Annotated in this window: 14 protein-coding genes; 11 read left to right on the forward strand and 3 right to left on the reverse strand. The window is 37.3% G+C overall.

Annotated elements, in window-relative coordinates; translation table 11 throughout:
* The first annotated feature begins 108 nt into the window (after positions 1 to 108).
* The 5 genes from AAC388_RS04305 to AAC388_RS04325 all read left to right on the forward strand — a co-directional run bounded on the left by AAC388_RS04305 (position 109) and on the right by AAC388_RS04325 (position 6202).
* A complete protein-coding gene (locus tag AAC388_RS04305; RefSeq protein ID WP_080649425.1) occupies positions 109 to 597 on the forward strand; it encodes a YaiI/YqxD family protein in 489 nt (162 codons plus the stop codon).
* A gap of 7 nt (positions 598 to 604) precedes the next feature.
* On the forward strand, positions 605 to 1513 hold the full coding sequence (locus tag AAC388_RS04310; protein WP_161282541.1) for an EamA family transporter: 909 nt from the start codon (positions 605 to 607) through the stop codon (positions 1511 to 1513).
* 259 nt (positions 1514 to 1772) lie between these two features.
* Positions 1773 to 3008, forward strand: a complete 1236-nt coding sequence (locus AAC388_RS04315) for a lipoprotein-releasing ABC transporter permease subunit (protein WP_004790618.1) — start codon at positions 1773 to 1775, stop codon at positions 3006 to 3008.
* Positions 3001 to 3687, forward strand: coding sequence for a lipoprotein-releasing ABC transporter ATP-binding protein LolD (gene lolD / locus AAC388_RS04320; RefSeq protein WP_002118798.1), 687 nt, complete (start codon positions 3001 to 3003; stop codon positions 3685 to 3687). Before AAC388_RS04315 ends, lolD begins: the two co-directional genes overlap by 8 nt.
* An 82-nt stretch (positions 3688 to 3769) precedes the next feature.
* Positions 3770 to 6202: a DNA internalization-related competence protein ComEC/Rec2 gene (locus AAC388_RS04325; protein ID WP_342371245.1), complete on the forward strand. Its 2433-nt coding sequence runs from the start codon at positions 3770 to 3772 to the stop codon at positions 6200 to 6202.
* On the opposite strand, the gene AAC388_RS04330 is transcribed toward AAC388_RS04325, so the two are convergent.
* Positions 6155 to 7138 carry a lysophospholipid acyltransferase family protein gene (locus AAC388_RS04330; RefSeq protein WP_081312786.1) on the reverse strand — a complete coding sequence of 328 codons (984 nt, stop codon included), beginning with the start codon at positions 7136 to 7138 and terminating at the stop codon, positions 6155 to 6157. The genes AAC388_RS04325 and AAC388_RS04330 overlap by 48 nt on opposite strands.
* A gap of 133 nt (positions 7139 to 7271) precedes the next feature.
* Here AAC388_RS04330 and sppA point away from each other — a divergent pair, with 133 nt between their 5' ends.
* Complete coding sequence (sppA, locus tag AAC388_RS04335) at positions 7272 to 8288, forward strand: signal peptide peptidase SppA (protein ID WP_005067744.1); 1017 nt, start codon at positions 7272 to 7274, stop codon at positions 8286 to 8288.
* Positions 8289 to 8311: 23 nt separating this feature from the next.
* Entirely contained in the window at positions 8312 to 9112 is an 801-nt protein-coding gene (locus AAC388_RS04340; protein ID WP_002118584.1) for an alpha/beta hydrolase, read from the forward strand.
* Positions 9113 to 9187: 75 nt separating this feature from the next.
* Here AAC388_RS04340 and purN read toward each other — a convergent pair whose 3' ends face one another.
* Both purN and purM read right to left on the reverse strand, forming a co-directional pair.
* Positions 9188 to 9817: a phosphoribosylglycinamide formyltransferase gene (gene purN, locus AAC388_RS04345; RefSeq protein ID WP_202745153.1), complete on the reverse strand. Its 630-nt coding sequence runs from the start codon at positions 9815 to 9817 to the stop codon at positions 9188 to 9190.
* The gene (gene purM / locus AAC388_RS04350) at positions 9814 to 10884 is read right to left on the reverse strand and encodes a phosphoribosylformylglycinamidine cyclo-ligase (RefSeq protein ID WP_017385817.1); all 1071 of its coding nucleotides are present in this window, start codon (positions 10882 to 10884) and stop codon (positions 9814 to 9816) included. The genes purN and purM overlap by 4 nt, the downstream gene beginning before the upstream one ends.
* Before the next feature lie 135 nt (positions 10885 to 11019).
* Between purM and cxpE the strand changes: the two genes are divergently transcribed.
* The 4 genes from cxpE to AAC388_RS04370 all read left to right on the forward strand — a co-directional run bounded on the left by cxpE (position 11020) and on the right by AAC388_RS04370 (position 17551).
* On the forward strand, positions 11020 to 12213 hold the full coding sequence (cxpE, locus tag AAC388_RS04355) for a chloramphenicol efflux transporter CxpE (protein WP_002118385.1): 1194 nt from the start codon (positions 11020 to 11022) through the stop codon (positions 12211 to 12213).
* Between the two features lie 20 nt (positions 12214 to 12233).
* Positions 12234 to 12932, forward strand: coding sequence for a DnaA regulatory inactivator Hda (hda, locus tag AAC388_RS04360; protein ID WP_002118656.1), 699 nt, complete (start codon positions 12234 to 12236; stop codon positions 12930 to 12932).
* A gap of 335 nt (positions 12933 to 13267) precedes the next feature.
* A complete protein-coding gene (rbtA, locus tag AAC388_RS04365; protein WP_342371247.1) occupies positions 13268 to 15118 on the forward strand; it encodes a rhombotarget A in 1851 nt (616 codons plus the stop codon).
* Between the two features lie 15 nt (positions 15119 to 15133).
* Positions 15134 to 17551, forward strand: coding sequence for a CSLREA domain-containing protein (locus AAC388_RS04370; RefSeq protein ID WP_342371249.1), 2418 nt, complete (start codon positions 15134 to 15136; stop codon positions 17549 to 17551).
* Positions 17552 to 17645 lie beyond the last annotated feature (94 nt).

Consider the following 17645-nt stretch of genomic DNA (forward strand, 5'->3'; position numbering starts at 1 on the left):
AATTAAAAACAAACCTAATCTATAAAAACTTCAATGTTGAAATTAAAAATAAGTTTAATGTTTATTTCTACTCACCTTAGAAAAGCATCTGTTAGACTAATATTTTTAGTGGAAATAGAGAATAACGTGCTGCCATTTAAGCTATGGGTAGACGCAGACGCCTTACCGAAAATTTTACGTGAAGTGATTTTACGCGCATCAGATCGTTATCAATTAGAAGTCATTTTTGTTGCTAATCAAAATGTTGGGATTACGCCTTCAGTACGAATCAAATCAATACAGGTTCTAAGTGGTGCCGATCAGGCAGATAAAGAAATAGTCGAGCGTATGGTTGAAAATGACATTGTCATTACGCAGGATATTCCATTGGCAGCTCAGGTGATCGAGAAAGGTGGAGTTGCTATTCATCCCCGTGGTGAAGTTTATACAACGGCGAATGTTAAAGCGCGTTTACATCTACGTGATTTCATGGATACGCTCCGTGGTGCAGGTGTGCAAACTGGTGGACCGCCTCCTATTTCCGAACGAGATAAACGTGAATTTTCAAGTTCACTAGATCAAACGATTTTAAAGCAAAAACGTAAAACAGCTAAGTGAGCATCGCATGCCATCGCAAACCAATTTGGCTCTAACCTATGCCTTATTAGTGTTTATCTGGGCAACAACTCCGTTGGCAATTGTCTGGAGTGTGTCTGATCTACATCTGATGTGGGCATTGTTATTACGCTTTTTTATTGCACTGCCTTTGGCTGTCATCATATTGTTAATTTTAAGAACACCTTTTCCGACGCATCGACAAGCAGTTCATAGCTACATTGCCGGATCTTTTAGCTTAATTGGTTCTCAAATTTTCACTTATGCCGCAACCCAATATTTAAGTTCAGGCATGATTGCACTTATGTTTGGTTTAGCGCCGATTATGGCGGGGCTTATTGGTCGGTTTGCTTTTGGCCAACAACTTTATAAGCTGCAATGGTTGGGTATGGCAATTGCGGTCAGTGGGTTAGCTATTATTTGTCTGAGCGGTGCGAATCAGCATGTACACCCGTTTGGTATTGTTCTTATGCTGATCAGTGTATTTGTTTATTCATTTTCAATTTTTTGGGTTAAGAAGGTTAATGCCCAAATTCAGCCGATGGCTCAGGCAACTGGTTCTATCTTAGTATCTTCTATTTTTGCTAGTTGTTTTATTCCATTTATTTGGCAATATGCACCAACACATTTGCCAGAAGCCAAATCACTATTTGCCCTAATTTATACGGTACTCATGGCTTCACTCGTTGCCATGTTCTGTTATTTCAAACTTATACAAAATATTCAGGCAACGACTTTATCTTTAACGACAGTTATTACCCCTATGTTAGCGATGATCATTGGGGCTGCTTTAAACCATGAACAACTTTCAATTATGGTTTTTGTAGGTGCTTTCATTATCTTGTCTGGACTCTTTTTATATTTCTATAAAGACATTCAGGCAAACCGGAATTTTGCTCAACATATGAAGTCTAAATAGGAGAAGATTTGAGTAATTTGTTGAGCTTATTCATTAAATTGTTCTAATTCGTAGCGAAATGCACGATCAAATTGATCTCCCAACTCAACTAGTAGAAAATAGCGCAGCAATATAATATTAGGATTATTAAGGATAAGTCAGAACTTACTGATTTTTAAACCTTAATACAGCATCTAACGGTATGGCCAAATAGTAGATGTGGGTGCAATTTGACATCAACATCTTATATTTTCCATCAATGACCTTGGATTTAGAAGGTATGTTTAAACCAATCTCACTGTATATAGGGTTGAGATATACTCGCGCAAGACGCAGTAATCATTTTATTTCTTTTATTGCATTGGTTTCGATGGTCGGTTTGACACTAGGTGTCGCTGTGCTGATTACAGTACTTTCTGTCATGAACGGTTTCGATCGCGAATTGAAAAACCGTGTGTTAGGAATGGTGCCGCAAGCAACAGTTTCATCTACACAAATCCTCACGGATTGGCCTGAACTCGTGAAGCGAGTTGAACATCATCCACATGTAACAGGGGTTGCACCTTTTACGCAATTGCAAGGTATGTTAACTGCGCAAGGGCAAGTCGCTGGTATTATGGTGACGGGTATTGACCCAAAATATGAAAAGAATGTCTCTATTATTCAAAATCATATTGTTGCCGGGAGTTTAGATTCACTTAAAAAGGGTGAATTTGGTATTGTGCTTGGTAAAGATATGGCTGATTCATTGGGCTTACGTCTAAATGACAGCGTGACATTGGTTTTACCTGAAGCAACGCCATCTCCAGCAGGTGTTGTACCTCGTTTCAAGCGTTTTAAAGTGGTTGGTATTTTTAGTGTAGGCGCTGAAGTCGACTCTATGGTGGGTTATATCGCCCTATACGATGCTTCAACCTTATTACGCTTACCAGATGGTGCCCAAGGTGTCCGTTTAAAACTAGATGATATTTTTGCAGCGCCACAAGTTGCTGACGACTTAGTAAAAAGTTTACCAAGCAATTTCTATGCGACGAACTGGACCTATACGCATGGTAATTTATTTAATGCCATTCAAATGGAAAAAACTCTAGTCGGTTTATTGCTTGTCCTTATTATTGTGGTTGCAGCATTTAATATTGTTTCATCATTGGTCATGGTGGTGACTGATAAAAAATCTGATATCGCAATTTTGCGTACATTAGGCGCTTCGCCATCGATGATCACTAAAATATTTATGGTTCAAGGTACCGTGATTGGGGTGATTGGTACAGTTGCAGGTACGGTTTTAGGTGTAATTTTAGCTTTAACCATTAGTGATATCATTTCATGGTTTAACAATGTGTTGGGCTTAAATCTATTTGATGCTTACTTTGTACATTACCTTCCTTCTTATTTAAGATGGCAAGATGTAACGATTATCGTGATTGTTTCTTTACTTTTAAGCTTCTTGGCGACTATTTATCCGGCACTTCGTGCTGCCAAAGTTCAACCTGCCGAGGCACTGCGCTATGAGTAAAATTGTTTTAGAAGCGAAAGAAATATATAAACATTTTGATGACGGAAAATCTAAAGTTGAAGTCATTAAAGGTCTTTCTTTACAAGTTGAAGCAGGGCAGTTTGTTTCGATTGTCGGTGCGAGTGGTTCAGGTAAAAGTACTTTGCTTCATGTGCTAGGTGGTTTAGAGCAGCCAACTCAAGGGCAAGTATTTTTAAATGGTCAGCGTTTTGATAATTTAGGTGAAGCTGAACGTGGTTTTCAGCGTAACCAATACCTCGGTTTTGTTTATCAATTTCATCATTTATTGCCTGAGTTTTCTGCGCTTGAAAATGTAGCAATGCCTTTAATGCTTCGAGCAGATAGCCAATTTAAATCGGTAAAAGCGCAAGCTGAATATTTACTTGATCGAGTTGGGTTATCTCATCGTATGGATCATAAGCCAGGTGAGCTTTCGGGTGGTGAGCGCCAACGTGTGGCTTTAGCGCGTGCTTTAGTCACTAAACCTGCGGTTGTTCTGGCTGATGAACCTACAGGTAATTTAGATCGTAAAACAGCTCTAGGTATTTTTGAATTACTGACCGATCTTAAGAAAGAACTCAATATGGCAATGTTAATTGTGACCCATGATGAGCATTTAGCTCAGGCTGCTGATTCTATTTTGCACATGCAAGATGGACTCTGGGTGAGTGGTTCTTAAAAATTGTCATTAAATCACATTGTTAAAGCCCACTGAGTTGGGCTTTAATTTTGCCCCTAAAAAGATAACGATATGATTTTAAATGTTAAAGCTTATTTTAATGGGGTGGGTTGTAGGTATTGCATTTATGGGGATAGATATCCCTTTAATAATGCAATATGGGTGGTTAGGTAAAGTCTTGCTTGTTATCGGCTTTATTTTTTATATTTTTAAGAGAAATTTATTCTTAAATCGCCCCATATTAAAAACCATTTACTGTTTAGTCTGCGCTATTAGTTTTTTTACTATAGGACATCAATATGCTCAGTATGCCTTAAATGAAAGATTAGAACTGCGACAAATGCAGCCTAAATCTTTAGATATTATTGTGTATGTCGACCGTATAAGTGAAGAAAAAGAAGATAAGACACAGCAACCCGTTCAGGTATTAGGGCAGTCCTTACATCCCGTCAATTGGCTATTATATTTAAAAAATCAAAAAGTAAACTCAGCCATAGATGAGCCAAAATTAAAATTAGGTCATTATTATCGAATTTCTGGCAAAACCAAACCTGCTCATAGTTACGCAGTGGCTGGTGTTTTTGACCAAGAACAGTGGTTCATTCAACGAAATATAATGTCTGGTTTTAGTGTTCAGCATATTGAGCCTTTAAGCTCTGATGAAATTTATCAGTTGGGTTATCAACATCATTTAAAAGAGCAACAAAAATTCTTTAACAGACAAAAGTTAAATGTAGAAAAGTTGCGCCTAACATTTAGATTAATGTTAAAACAATCTCCTTTGCAAAATAAAGGTCTGTTATTAGCTTTGTTAGCAGGGGACGAAAGTCTTTTAAATGATGAGATTAAAAATCAATTTAAGGAATTAGGAATCTCTCATTTGTTAGCCATTTCAGGGCCTCATGTACTCATTTTTGCCATGATGTTGACTTGGGGATTACATCAATTAATACGACGTTATTATCCACAGCTTTATTTGCGTCAACCTAAACAAATATGGGCCATGATTCCGTTATGTTTTGGTGTTTTGATTTATACGGCATTTGTTGGTTTTGAAATTCCCGCCTTAAGAACTTTACTTTCAGTATTTTTATTTGCCTTTTTATTATTGATCAAACTGCCTGTTAAGCCATTTTCACTGTTAGTTTATAGTGCAAGTCTACTTCTACTTTGCGATCCTTTTAGTGTTTTATCCGCAGGCTTTTGGCTCTCTTATGGTTCTTGCTTTATATTATTACGGATTTATCAAACTATAGAGCAGGTTCCAAATCTTGTTTCAACTAGTCTGTTATCTAAAATCATTCTTTTCGGCAAAATTTTAATTGAATCTCAAGGCAAAATATTTATAGCCCTAGGTCCTTTAATGCTGATTTTCTTTCAACAGATTTCATGGGTTGCGCCTTTTACAAATATTATTGCAGTTCCCTTACTTGGAGGAGTGATTGTTCCTTTAAATATTTTTGCTGCTTGTATATGGCTGATTTTTAATCCTATTGGAAGTTTACTTTTTCAAATTAATGATGTTCTGATCAGTATACTACTGACATGTTTTGGCTTTTTAGAGAAGTTATCTCTACCATTACAAGGTTTTAGCCTCACACCACTTGATTTAGTGTGCCTTAGCTTCGTTATTATTATCTTATTTTTACCGCGTGGGGTTTTACCCAAATCTTGGGGGCTAATATGCTGTTTACCCTTGATCATTCCAGATAAGTCGTCCCAGCAAATTCAATTAAATATTATAGATGTGGGGCAGGGGCAAGCTATTTTCTTGCAATACCCGCAGCAGACATGGTTAATTGATATGGGTGGTTCTTATGATGAGAAGGCTTTTAGTATTGGTCAAAATGTGGTAATTCCATATTTACGTCAAAAGGGAATTAAGCAACTGGATCACGTCGTACTATCTCATCTTGATCAAGATCATAGCGGAGCATTTCCTTCTATTGCTCAGACTTTTCCTATTAAACAAGTCATATCAAATGAATTATGGGCAGAGCAAATTAAAGAACCATTTACTTATTGTCATCAAGGTCAAAAATGGCAATATCCACAATTAGATATTGAAATTCTTTGGCCTAAAGAAAAAGATTTAAACTTAGTTTCTTCAAATCAAAATCAATATTCTTGTGTGGTTTATATTCATTTAAAACAGGTAAATGGCTATCAAAATTATTTAATCATGGGCGATGCAGGGTGGGAAGCAGAATATCAACTCATGAAAGAATATCCTGATTTAAAGGTAGATGTTCTGGTATTAGGTCATCATGGAAGTAAACATAGTTCAGCTTACGACTTCTTAGCGACGTTAAACCCCAAGCTTGTTGTTGCTTCTGCTGGCTTTAATAATCGTTATGGTCATCCAAGCAAAGAGGTTTTAGCGAGAGTACAAGCACTTAATCTTCCGTTTAAAAGCACAGTTGAGCAAGGAACATTAAGCTTTGTATCTCGCAATCAAGTGATGGTTTTATACACTCGACGTTTCGTACGTACTTGGCTTCACAGGAATTTGTGAAGCTTCTGCTTTAAGTCTATCTACAATTTGAAGTGCTTCATTCGGATCTATATTGTAAATATTATCTAAAGCGGGATTTGCTTTAAAACGTTTATAACTCCAGTGGTAGTGTTCTGGATAGTGCTGGATCAGTTGCTCAATGGCTTGATGAATAACAAAGGTTCCATCATCGGCACTACCTTCGTAAATTTTCTCATCCATAGGCTCAATATGCATTGTAAAACCGTCGTGTTCATTACGAATCGCATAAAGAAATAATGCTTTGGCTTTTGTTTTTTGGATGAGCTTGGCACTTAAATTACTTGAGGCAAGTGGTACACCAAAATAATTGATCATATCCCCACCAACATTAGGTGTATGGTCGGGTAAAATTACAGTGGTTTCGCCTTGTTTTAGTGCTTTAAAAATTTGTCGAACACCAGTCTCATCGGTAGGTACCAAGTTGGCTTGTTCACGACTACGTGCTTCTCGAACAAAACGGTCTGCATCTTCATTTTTTACAGGCTTGTATAAAATAGTCATGGAAGTGAACTGGGCACACCAAGCATTCATGATTTCCCATGTACCAAAATGTGGAACAATCAATACCACACCTTTTTTTGCTGCCAGTGCTTCATGAAAGTAATGTTCACCCTCAATATGGTGAATTCTTGAAATATTCTTACTATTTGATGAGCCCCAAATACTTAAAAACTCGAAGTATGAGGTTAACTCGTTACGAATAGCTTGTTGTGTAATATCTATTCGTTGCTGTGGTGTTAAGTGGGGAAGTGCAATTTGTAAGTTAAGTTCTATACTTTTTGATGTTCTAGTAATTTTTAAAGTATTGACTAACCCTGCCAACATACGGGCAATAAAACGTCCAAATTGAATGGGTTGACGGCTAAAAGTTTTGAGTAAGTAATAGTTCATGCTTTTTACATCTAGTTTGGTCATCTATCGCGGTAAAAAGGAGGCAACAAGTAAAAAAAGATAAAAATATTATAAATGAAATCATATAATTTAGACAGTTTTTATCAAATCAACGTATATAATGACATCATTTTAGATTGATTTGGATTGGAATTTTATGTCCGATTGGCCACCAAAACCACAAAATGAACCTATAATCCCTAAACAAAATGGACCAGAATGGCAAATTCTTGAGAAGGCTGTACTTGCTTCAGTAGAAGAGCAACGCCGTAGTCGTCGTTGGGGTATCTTCTTTAAAACATTAACTTTTATTTATCTATTATTCATTATTGTACTCATGGGCAAAGGCTGTTCAACCAGCAAAGAAGGCTCTGCTGTAAGTAGCAGTAGTGCTCATTTGGCAGTGGTGGATATTATTGGAACAATTGATGCTTCGAGTAATCAAGCGGTAAATAGTGAAGATACGAATAAAGCGCTTAAACGTGCTTTTGAAGCCTCAAATAGTAAGGCTGTTGCACTTAACATTAACTCACCTGGCGGTTCTCCAGTTCAGTCTGATGAAATCTGGCAGGAAATTCGTTATTTGAAAAAACAGCACCCTGATAAGAAAGTTTATGCCGTTATTGGTGATATGGGGGCATCGGGTGCGTACTATATCGCTTCTGCTGCGGATGAGATTATTGTCAACCCATCAAGTTTAGTGGGCTCAATTGGTGTAATCATGCCTAACTATGGCATTACTGGTTTAGCTCAGAAGCTCGGTATTGAAGACCGCACTTTAACTGCCGGAACGAATAAAGACATTTTAAGTATGACAAAACCGATTGATCCTGCTCAAAAGCAACATATTCAATCTGTTCTTGATAATGTTCATACTCACTTTATTACCGCAGTGAAAGAAGGCCGTGGTAAGCGTTTAAAATCGAATGATCCAGCTATTTTTTCTGGCTTATTCTGGACGGGTGAACAAGCAATTCAATTAGGTGTTGCTGACCGTTCAGGTAATATTACGAGCTTGATGCGTGAACTAAACCTTGATAATAAAGTTGACTACACAATTGAGCGTAACCCACTACAATCCATTTTGGGTCGTATGGGGGCACAAATCGGGCAAGGAGTAAGTGAATCTATTGCTCAAGAGGTGCAGACTAGTCAAAGCGCAAAATTACAATAAATCTGTATTTTTAGGATAACGGTATGTCAATGAAACCGGTTATACACTTTGCGCATGCCAATGGTGTGCCATCTATGGTGTATCAAAAATTGTTTGATCAATTAAAAGATGAGTATGACGTAATTTATGTTCCACTCATTGGTCCTGACAAACGTTATCCTGTGACTAACCATTGGCCTGCTTTGGTTGATCAAGTTATTGATAGTATTGTGCGTCAGGCGAAAGGACGTAAAGTCATCGGATTAGGCCATTCTCTTGGTTCGGTTTTAACATTGATGGCATCTTTTCGACGTCCTGAACTGTTTTCTCAAGTCATTATGTTAGATCCGCCTCTTATTTTAGGGCGATATTCGTTTGCTTTTCATATGGCAAAGTTATTTCGCCCTAAATTGGTTGATGCGATGACACCGGCGGGCTTATCTGCACGTCGCCGTGAACATTGGGAATCCAGAGAGCAGGCGGCTGAGTTACTTCGTCCTAAAGGATTTTATAAAGATTTTGATGAAGATTGTTTTCAGGCTTATATTGATTATGCTTTGAAAGAAGATTCGATTCGCGGTGGAGTAACTTTAACGATTTCTCGTGAAGATGAAGTTGCAATTTTCCGTAAAAATCCTTCTTGGTGGTGGCTGCCTATGCCAAAACCTAAGATGCCTGTGCATTTAGTTGTGGGTAAAGGAAGTGATTTCTTAAAAAGAGGCTTTCCTCAAATGGCAAAGCGAAAAATGGGAATCCCATTTACTGTGGTTGAAGGGGGCCATATGTTCCCTCTAGAGCATCCTATTGATACAGTAAACTCTATAAAGAAATTGATTCATCATTAATTAAATTAATTTAAAGCTTATAAAAAAGGACATGCCAGCATGTCCTTTTTTATTTCTGTTTGTTAGTAAAATACTTTACCAACTTGCAAAACGAATAGGGGCTTTTAGAACTTGATTACGGAAATAGGCTTGCCCATCTTTCCATGTAAGTTGACCGTTACACAGCCACTCTGCAACTTGTGGGTAGATAAAGTGCTCAAGTGTGTGCACTCGATCTGCTAATGAAGCGACAGTATCATGTTCTTTAACTGATATAGCTGATTGGGCAATAGATTGACCAGAATCCAGTTCAGCAGTTACAAAGTGTACGGTACAACCATGCAAACGATCACCCGTGTTTAAAACACGTTGATGAGTATTCACACCTTTGTAAGCTGGAAGAAGCGAGGGATGTATATTCAGCATTTTCCCTTGCCATTTGTTGACAAAGGTTGGTGTTAAGATACGCATGAAGCCAGCTAAAATAACTACATCTACTTCCCAAGCTAAGAGTTGCTGATGCATTGCCTCATCAAAAACTTCGCGCGTTGGAAAGTCTTTATGGGAGATAACAGCGGTAGCAATATTGGCTTTTTGAGCACGCTCTAGGGCATAAGCATCTGCTTTATTAGACAGTACACCTACAATTTGCCCTGATAGATTTGCATCTATCAAGGCCTGTAAATTACTGCCATTCCCAGAGACTAGAACAGCAATTTTTATCATGCAAAGATCACACGAATTTTTTCGTCTGCACCTTCCACTGACTCAGCATTTTCTTGGATATGTCCAATTTTCCAAGCTTTTTCACCTTGAGCATTAAGTACTTCAATTGTTTTTTCAGCATCATTTGCATCAACAGCAATAACCATACCTACGCCACAGTTAAACGTACGGTACATTTCAAAGCGTTCTACATTGCCTTCGCGTTGTAGAAGTTGGAACAATTCAGGCCATTCCCAAGAAGATTCATCAATAACTGCTTGTGCACCATTGGGTAATACACGAGGTAAGTTACCTGGTAAACCACCACCAGTAATGTGTGCCATAGCATGAACATCAACTTGTTTGCAGAGTTCAAGAACCGGTTTTACATAAATACGAGTTGGTTCCATTGCTACATCAGCAAGAGGACGACCATCAATCGTTTGAGTTAAATCAACGTTTTTAACGTCTAAAATTTTACGTAGTAATGAGTAACCATTCGAGTGAGCACCACTTGATGCAACACCGATAAGTACGTCACCAGACTTTACTTTAGAGCCATCAATAATTTTGCTTTGCTCAACAACACCAACGGCAAAACCAGCAAGGTCGTAATCTTCGCCTTCGTACATGCCTGGCATTTCTGCGGTTTCACCACCTACAAGTGCGCAACCTGCAAGCTCACAACCTTTACCAATACCAGTAACAACATTTGCAGCAACGTCAACATTTAAGTGACCAGTCGCGTAATAATCAAGGAAGAATAATGGTTCTGCGCCACAAACTAAAAGGTCATTTACACACATAGCCACAAGGTCTTGGCCGATTGTGTCATGACGATTGAGATTAAGGGCCAAACGTAATTTAGTTCCTACACCATCGGTTCCAGAAACTAAAACAGGCTCTTCATAACCTTTAGGAATTTTGCATAGTGCACCAAAGCCACCAAGCCCGCCCATTACTTCAGGACGACTTGTACGTTTAGCGACTGACTTGATACGATCGACCAGTGCGTCGCCCGCTTCAATGTCGACACCCGCATCTTTGTAGCTTAAACCGGTATTTGGGGTAGAAGTTGAGTTGCTCATAAATGAAGTCTCCGCATTGGCGGCAGATTATAACCTGAATATACGAAACTCTTATGTTATTTATGCTCGAAAATGCTATCTTTAATAAAAATATTTTTTCATTTATAACGATTAAATCAAAAAAGGCTAGATTTTATGCAAGATCGTATACTGCGCCGTATTTTTTTACTCGCAGGTATTGTATTGCTGGTATGGGTGTTGTACTTACTCAAGCCTGTAGTCATTCCTTTTATCGGTGCTTTTTTCCTGGCTTATTTATTCAGTCCACTTGTTGATGTGCTAGTAAAAATGAAATTGCCTCGCTGGTTAGCAATTAGCGTGGTATTTGTTGGAATAGGTGTAACCTTAACTATTGCACTCTGGTATTTAGTTCCACTGATTTGGAAACAATTAGTTTATGCCCGAGATAGTATTCCAGCAGGTATTCACTGGATTAACGCTACCTTTTTACCTTGGGTGTCTTCGACATTTAATGTCCAGCAAATGGAAATTGACACAGAGCAGTTGTCTAAAGCTGTCATGGAATATGTCCAAACAAACTATAGCGCAGACAGCATTCAGGCAGTGTTATTAAAACTGGCTCAATCTGGTTTGAATTTTATTCAGATTGGTGGAACGGTTGTTTTAATTCCAATTATTGCTTTCTATTTCTTGCTTGATTGGGAACGTATGTTACAAAACTTACGCCGCCTCATTCCGCGTCCATATGAAGCAACTACTTTACAGATCGTTGGTGAATGCCATAGCGTTTTAGGGGCATTTGTTAAAGGTCAGTTTCTTGTCATGCTATTGCTTGGCGTAGTGTATGCAGTTGGTTTACAGCTCATCGGTTTGGAAGTTGGCCTGATTATTGGTATGGTGGCAGGGCTTGCTAGTATTATTCCTTATTTAGGTTTTGCCGTAGGTATTATTGCCGCTGTTATTGCTAGCCTGTTCCAGTTTGGCTTGGATTGGATGCATCTATTACTGGTTGGTATCGTCTTTATGATTGGCCAAGCGGTAGAAGGCTATATCCTACAGCCATTCCTACTGGGTGATAAAATTGGTTTATCTCCTGTAGCAGTTGTTTTTGCAGTATTGGCAGGTGCACAGCTTGCAGGCTTCTTGGGAATGTTAATTGCATTGCCTGTTGCTGCGGTTATTGTAGTGTTGTTGAAGCATTTAAGAGAGAATTACGAAAGAAGCTCACTTTATGCTCCACCATCTACATTAGTGATCCAACATGGCGATATTGAGCAAATTCATGTACAAACTGAAAGTACTAAGCTTGATCTTGAAGTTAAAACACAGCAAGATACAGATGAACTAAAATCTCCTAACCAGAAATAATTTCAAGGTTAATTCAATATATGCGTCAACTCCAACTGGATATAGAACCTCAACTTGATGCCCGAATCAGTGATTTTTCGGGACCGGGTTGGGGGCATGTAGTCGATGCCGTGCGTCAACTACATGCTGGTCTGGTGAGTAGGTTCTATATTTACGGTGGAGCGGGGACGGGGAAAAGTCATTTACTTTCTGCAATTTGTGATTCTTATTTAGAAATAGGCAAATCTGCTATTAAAGTATCTTTGCTTGAACTGCTTGATGCACCTATTGAGGCAATTACGTCTTTAGAACATTATGATCTTGTTGCTTTGGATGATATTGAATCGATTAGTGGTGTGCCTCACTGGCAGAAAGCTGTTTTTCATTTAATGAATAATCACGAAGGACAACTGGTATTCTCTTCGCGTGTAGCACCGATCGAATTAAAGCTTGAATTGCCAGACTTACAGTCACGACTTACACAGGCCGTTAGTGTAAAAGTGCCGAGTGGAAGTTTATATGCAGACCGCTATGCCTTGGTGACATCTGTAATGGCTAGACGTGGTATCCACTTTGATCAACAAATTGTTGATTACTTATTATTACATGGTCCTCACCAAGCATCTCTTTTACTGCAAACTGTTGCTCAGTTAGAAAAACTACTCAAAGGTGAAAAAACAAAACTTTCTAATGCGACTTTAAGACAAATTTACGCTTTGATTGATGAGTATCAACAGTAGAGTTTCTAGCTTAAGTTTGCTGTTTTGCTTAAATTAAACTCATACAATTTAAAAAATGGCTTTCCCTACATAAGTTTTTTATTTCAGAATAGTTATATTTATATCTTCTAAATTTTCTTTTAATTTTTTAATACGCCACTTTTTTGTATTTAAAAAACTTTTTTAGATCTACGAAGCTTTTTGTAATCTAGCTCAAAAATGACTCTACAGACCGACCAAAATGTCTTGAGAAATTCTACTTCCTGTGACAAAGTACGCACAAAGGATGCGATTGCAAAAGCGGAAATTTTGCAATATTGACAAAGAAAAATGAAAAAAGATGTAAGGAGATGGGTATGCTCAAACGGAGCATTGCTTTTGCTTTATTGGCTGCTGCTGGACACGCTTATTCTGCCGATATTCAAGTCACAAGTTTAATTGATGAAGATAAAGACGATACGTTATGTACATTGCGTGAGGCCGTACAATTTCTTAATTATCGAGCATCTTCCAATGCTGCTGATGTTGAAAAATATGCAACTGGTTATCACGGATGCGGAGGTAAAGACGCCTCTTCAAATATTATTTTGAAGCGTGATAAAGAATATGCATTGAATACAAGTATAACAATTACTGGGCCTCTAAATATCCTTACAGAGAGTGACTCTAGTTTTATTGATAATGATGCTCCAGGAACCCATAACGCTAGCATTAAAATGGCAGGTACAGACCGCCTCTTTAAAATTGATGATGGTAATGTTGAAAAAACCTCTTTTTCTGTTTCTTTGAGTGATCTTAATTTACAAGGGGCTGGCTCTAAAACCTCCGTATTAGATGGAGGATTAATTTATAACCATGAACAATTAACTATTAAAAATTCACGTTTGCTTAATGGTTACGCTACTCGTGGTGGTGCAATTTATAATGCTGGTAATTTATCTAATACGACAAGAACAGCTGGTACAGTTACCCTTACCAATAATTTAATACAGAATAATAAAGCGGGTCAGGGAGCAGTTTTATATAGTGAAATGCCTCTTTATTACATTACTCAATCTGTTTTACGTGATAATGAAGTTACAGCCGCAGATAATGCTTTATTGTATGTTCAAACCAAGTTCGCAGATGAAAGTACTGGGGGATATTTAACTTCACGTGCTATTGGATTAAGTAATAGTACAATTTTTCATAATAAAGGTGGTTTTATTGCAAATATCCGAGATGGGATGTTTGTTAATAATATTACGATGATTAAAAATGACAAAGGACTATTTCTTGATGCTCCTCAAGGAAATGCTTCTGTTTCAAACAGTATATTAGTAGGGAATACTCTAAATTGTCAGGTAGGTACAACTGATAAAGCAGTTATACAAAGTAATTTGGTTACCGCAGAATGTAACCGAAATGCGACCTCAAAGCTTCCAAATATTCTTTATCCCGCTAATGAAAAATTAATTGCGGGAGATACAGATGAAGGTGTGTGCGATGTAACGGCTCAAAATGGATTGTTATGCCCTTATAACACACCAAAAAATAGCTTTCTGGGTTTCTTTAGACCACGATTACTTGAGAATTATAAAAATTTAGCTGAATCATTGATCATTAATAAAGGACGTCTTTATAGTGATGGCTCTTCAATTGGTTTAGCAAGTTGTGAAAGATACGATCAACGTGGTAAGAGTCGGAGTGGATATGATGAGCTCTGTGATTTAGGTGCAATCGAATATATCGTAGATAGTGAAGTCTCTTCAGTTGGTCAAGATATTAAATATGGCCAAGTTGCAAAATTCGGTATTTTAGGTTCTTTAAGTGAAGCTGATTTGGTTACGCCTGCTACGTGTAAGCGATTGTTTGGTGAGCGTGCTGATGGCAAAGACTGGCAACCAGGATGTCTTAAAGTTAGACAAAGTACAGATACACCAGTTTCAAAAGGCACTATAACCTTAGATCAAAATGGTAATGTAATTTATACGCCAAATGGAAATTGGCATGGTGCAGATATTTTTAGTATTCAAGTGGTTACTAGCGTATCTCGTTTTAATGAGGGTGAAGATTTTCAATATATTACTATCCCAACAAGAATTGTTCAGGAACCTTTATCTGGAATTGAAGATAAATCGGTGAGTACTGGCGGTGGGGGAAGTGTAGGTAGTGGTTTAATTTTAGGTTTATTTGGATTAATTGCATTACGCCGTTTCAAGTCATAAACAGGGATGTGGGCTATGAAAAATTATCAAAAAGCACTGGGTGTAATTACTGTTATCGCTGCAATGCCTTTAATGGCACAAACAACAATAAAAGTTACAACATTTGCTGATGAGGATAATGAGAACATGAATGCATGTTCTCTACGTGAAGCTATCACAGCAGCTGAAATGCGTAAATCTTATGGAGGGTGTGAGGTTTCTGCAATTGATGCAAACTACACAATTCAACTAGAAGGTGGTACTTACACCTTAAATAAAGAATTAACCCCTAAAATCGGTTTGAATATTATTGGGAAAGAAGCGACGGATTGGGAGCGAAAAGGAGTTTTAACGAATGACTATCCAGCCCAAAAAGCGCTTGAAACTCGTATAAATGCTGGGGGAAAATCACGTATCTTTAATACGGCTGTTTATCAGCAACCTTTAACATTAACTAATATTATTTTAGAAAATGGTAAAACTATTGAGTCTGGTGGGGCAATATATGCTGGAGCTGATGTAACTCTAAAAAATAGTCAAATATTGAACTCACAGGCTTCTAAAGGTGGCGCGATTTACCTTGGGGGTAATACTGCTAGTTTAACGATGAGTCATTCTTTAATTCAAAACAATGGCCTTACTTCAACTGAAGGTAGTATTCTCGCAATGAGTTGTATGTTTAATACTTCATATAGCGCACGTACTATATCATTGGATTCAAATAGTTTTGTTAATAATGGATCGACTAGTTCAATAAGTGCTTTTAATTTTTGTGGTAGTCCTACAGCGACTTTTACAAATAATACAATTGCACAAAATATTGCGAGTCCGACTAACGGTAGTATTCTTAAATTTACAGGTGATGCTGATCCATCAAAAAATCAAACCAGTAATTTAAGTTCGGATAGTAGTTTAATACTGCAAAATAATACGATTGTTGAGAACTTTGCAAACACAACTTTTTTATATGACAAATTAGGTGATAAAAAATTAGACTTTAATGTATTAGCTTTTAATGAAGGGTCTTATGCTTGCCGATATTTACTTGGGGCAGCAGCTGAGGAAAAAGATACTGGACTAGATTTGCGGTTTAATGCTTTAAATTTAACAGGCAATGCACCTAAATGTGATGTACCCAAAGAAGTAGTTCCTGAGGGCAACACGAACCTTGATGTAATAAATAATACTTTAAATACTTTATTAGAGCCTTTAAAAGGACCTAATGAAAATAATGGTTTTTTACCAATTTACTATCCTAAAAATAATTTTTCAGCGCCAGATTTAATTGATGTAGATTCAGAAAATAAAGTTACTTGCCAGACTCAAGATCAGCGTGGGTTAGCTAGGTTGGTAAGTAATACATACTATTATCAAACTTTAAATAAAAATAGTTGTGATATTGGTTCAGTTGAATTAATGAAACTTACGGCAGGTGATCTAGAAGGTTTAGGTAATATTTCATTTACGACTTTAATAGATACATATCAAAAAAGCTATGATTTGTATGATAGCCTGCTCAAAGATCCAACTACGCCATCAAACTTTATCGTTTACTATAAAGTTCGTTTAGCTGAATTTAAGGATTTACTCGATAAGTTTAAAAATGATACTGCTCATTTAAATACAAAATATCGAGCAATTTACATTGATTTAAAAAATTATGGTTTTCCTCTACCAACGGAAGACATTAACCATGTATTAAAGTTTTTTAATACGGCTGATTATAATGTTAAGGCAGAGCCCTTGGGTGTGGCGCAAAAAGTAGAAGATTTAACTCCTGATACTAAAACTAAGGAAAACCAGAGATGTGTCTGGAATCCAAATGTACAGCAAATTCTTTTTTATCGTGTTGATGATGATCGCACTTCAAGTACAACTAATGAGTTTTGTAAATATACTATTACCACCAAAGCTGGTGTAGAACTTAGTAGTGGCTTGATCAAAGCAAAATTTGCAAATATCGCTCCTGTTTCGGGAGATGGCACAATAACATTTAAGTATTTAGCAAATGAAATGATTCCTTTAAATTTATTAAAGTATGCGAATGATGATGGAGATGGGCCAGTTAGTACACTTATTACAAAGCCTAATAAGCCTCAATTTGCGGACTTACCAATTTATTTACCGAGTAAAACTTCAAAAGATGGAATCTTTACTGTAGTTAAGGCAGATCGAGAAGGACCGTGCCCTGGTAAAGACAATAAAAATACATGTTACGGCGGTAATATTTATATTCAAGCAAAAAATGTCTTTAACACTTTTAACGATACCCTATCTTATAATGTCTATGATGCTGATGGATTAATTTCAGCGAAATCAGGGACAATTAATTTAATCAGTACCGCAACTACCACAGATGATTCTCGAAGTGGTGGAGGCGGTGGTGGTAGCTTAGGAATTTTATCTTTAGCCTCTTTACTTGGTTTAGCAGTTTATAGACGCTACCGTAAATAAACTTAAAGAATAAAAAGGCCTCCAATTGGAGGCTTTTTTATAAGAAATAAGATCAAATAATTAAGTGAATAGATGTCTTATCTTTGATAACTGA

The sequence above is a fragment of the Acinetobacter sp. D009 genome, assembly GCF_038562025.1.
Taxonomy (GTDB): Bacteria; Pseudomonadota; Gammaproteobacteria; order Pseudomonadales; family Moraxellaceae; genus Acinetobacter; species Acinetobacter pittii.

Coding starts and splice junctions, on each gene's coding strand:
- AAC388_RS04310 (WP_161282541.1), top strand. CDS start 605: ATGCCATCGCAAACCAATTTGGCTCTAACCTATGCCTTATTAGTGTTT.
- AAC388_RS04315 (WP_004790618.1), top strand. CDS start 1,773: ATGTTTAAACCAATCTCACTGTATATAGGGTTGAGATATACTCGCGCA.
- lolD (WP_002118798.1), top strand. CDS start 3,001: ATGAGTAAAATTGTTTTAGAAGCGAAAGAAATATATAAACATTTTGAT.
- AAC388_RS04325 (WP_342371245.1), top strand. CDS start 3,770: ATGTTAAAGCTTATTTTAATGGGGTGGGTTGTAGGTATTGCATTTATG.
- AAC388_RS04330 (WP_081312786.1), bottom strand. CDS start 7,138: ATGACCAAACTAGATGTAAAAAGCATGAACTATTACTTACTCAAAACT.
- sppA (WP_005067744.1), top strand. CDS start 7,272: ATGTCCGATTGGCCACCAAAACCACAAAATGAACCTATAATCCCTAAA.
- AAC388_RS04340 (WP_002118584.1), top strand. CDS start 8,312: ATGTCAATGAAACCGGTTATACACTTTGCGCATGCCAATGGTGTGCCA.
- purN (WP_202745153.1), bottom strand. CDS start 9,817: ATGATAAAAATTGCTGTTCTAGTCTCTGGGAATGGCAGTAATTTACAG.
- purM (WP_017385817.1), bottom strand. CDS start 10,884: ATGAGCAACTCAACTTCTACCCCAAATACCGGTTTAAGCTACAAAGAT.
- cxpE (WP_002118385.1), top strand. CDS start 11,020: ATGCAAGATCGTATACTGCGCCGTATTTTTTTACTCGCAGGTATTGTA.
- hda (WP_002118656.1), top strand. CDS start 12,234: ATGCGTCAACTCCAACTGGATATAGAACCTCAACTTGATGCCCGAATC.
- rbtA (WP_342371247.1), top strand. CDS start 13,268: ATGCTCAAACGGAGCATTGCTTTTGCTTTATTGGCTGCTGCTGGACAC.
- AAC388_RS04370 (WP_342371249.1), top strand. CDS start 15,134: ATGAAAAATTATCAAAAAGCACTGGGTGTAATTACTGTTATCGCTGCA.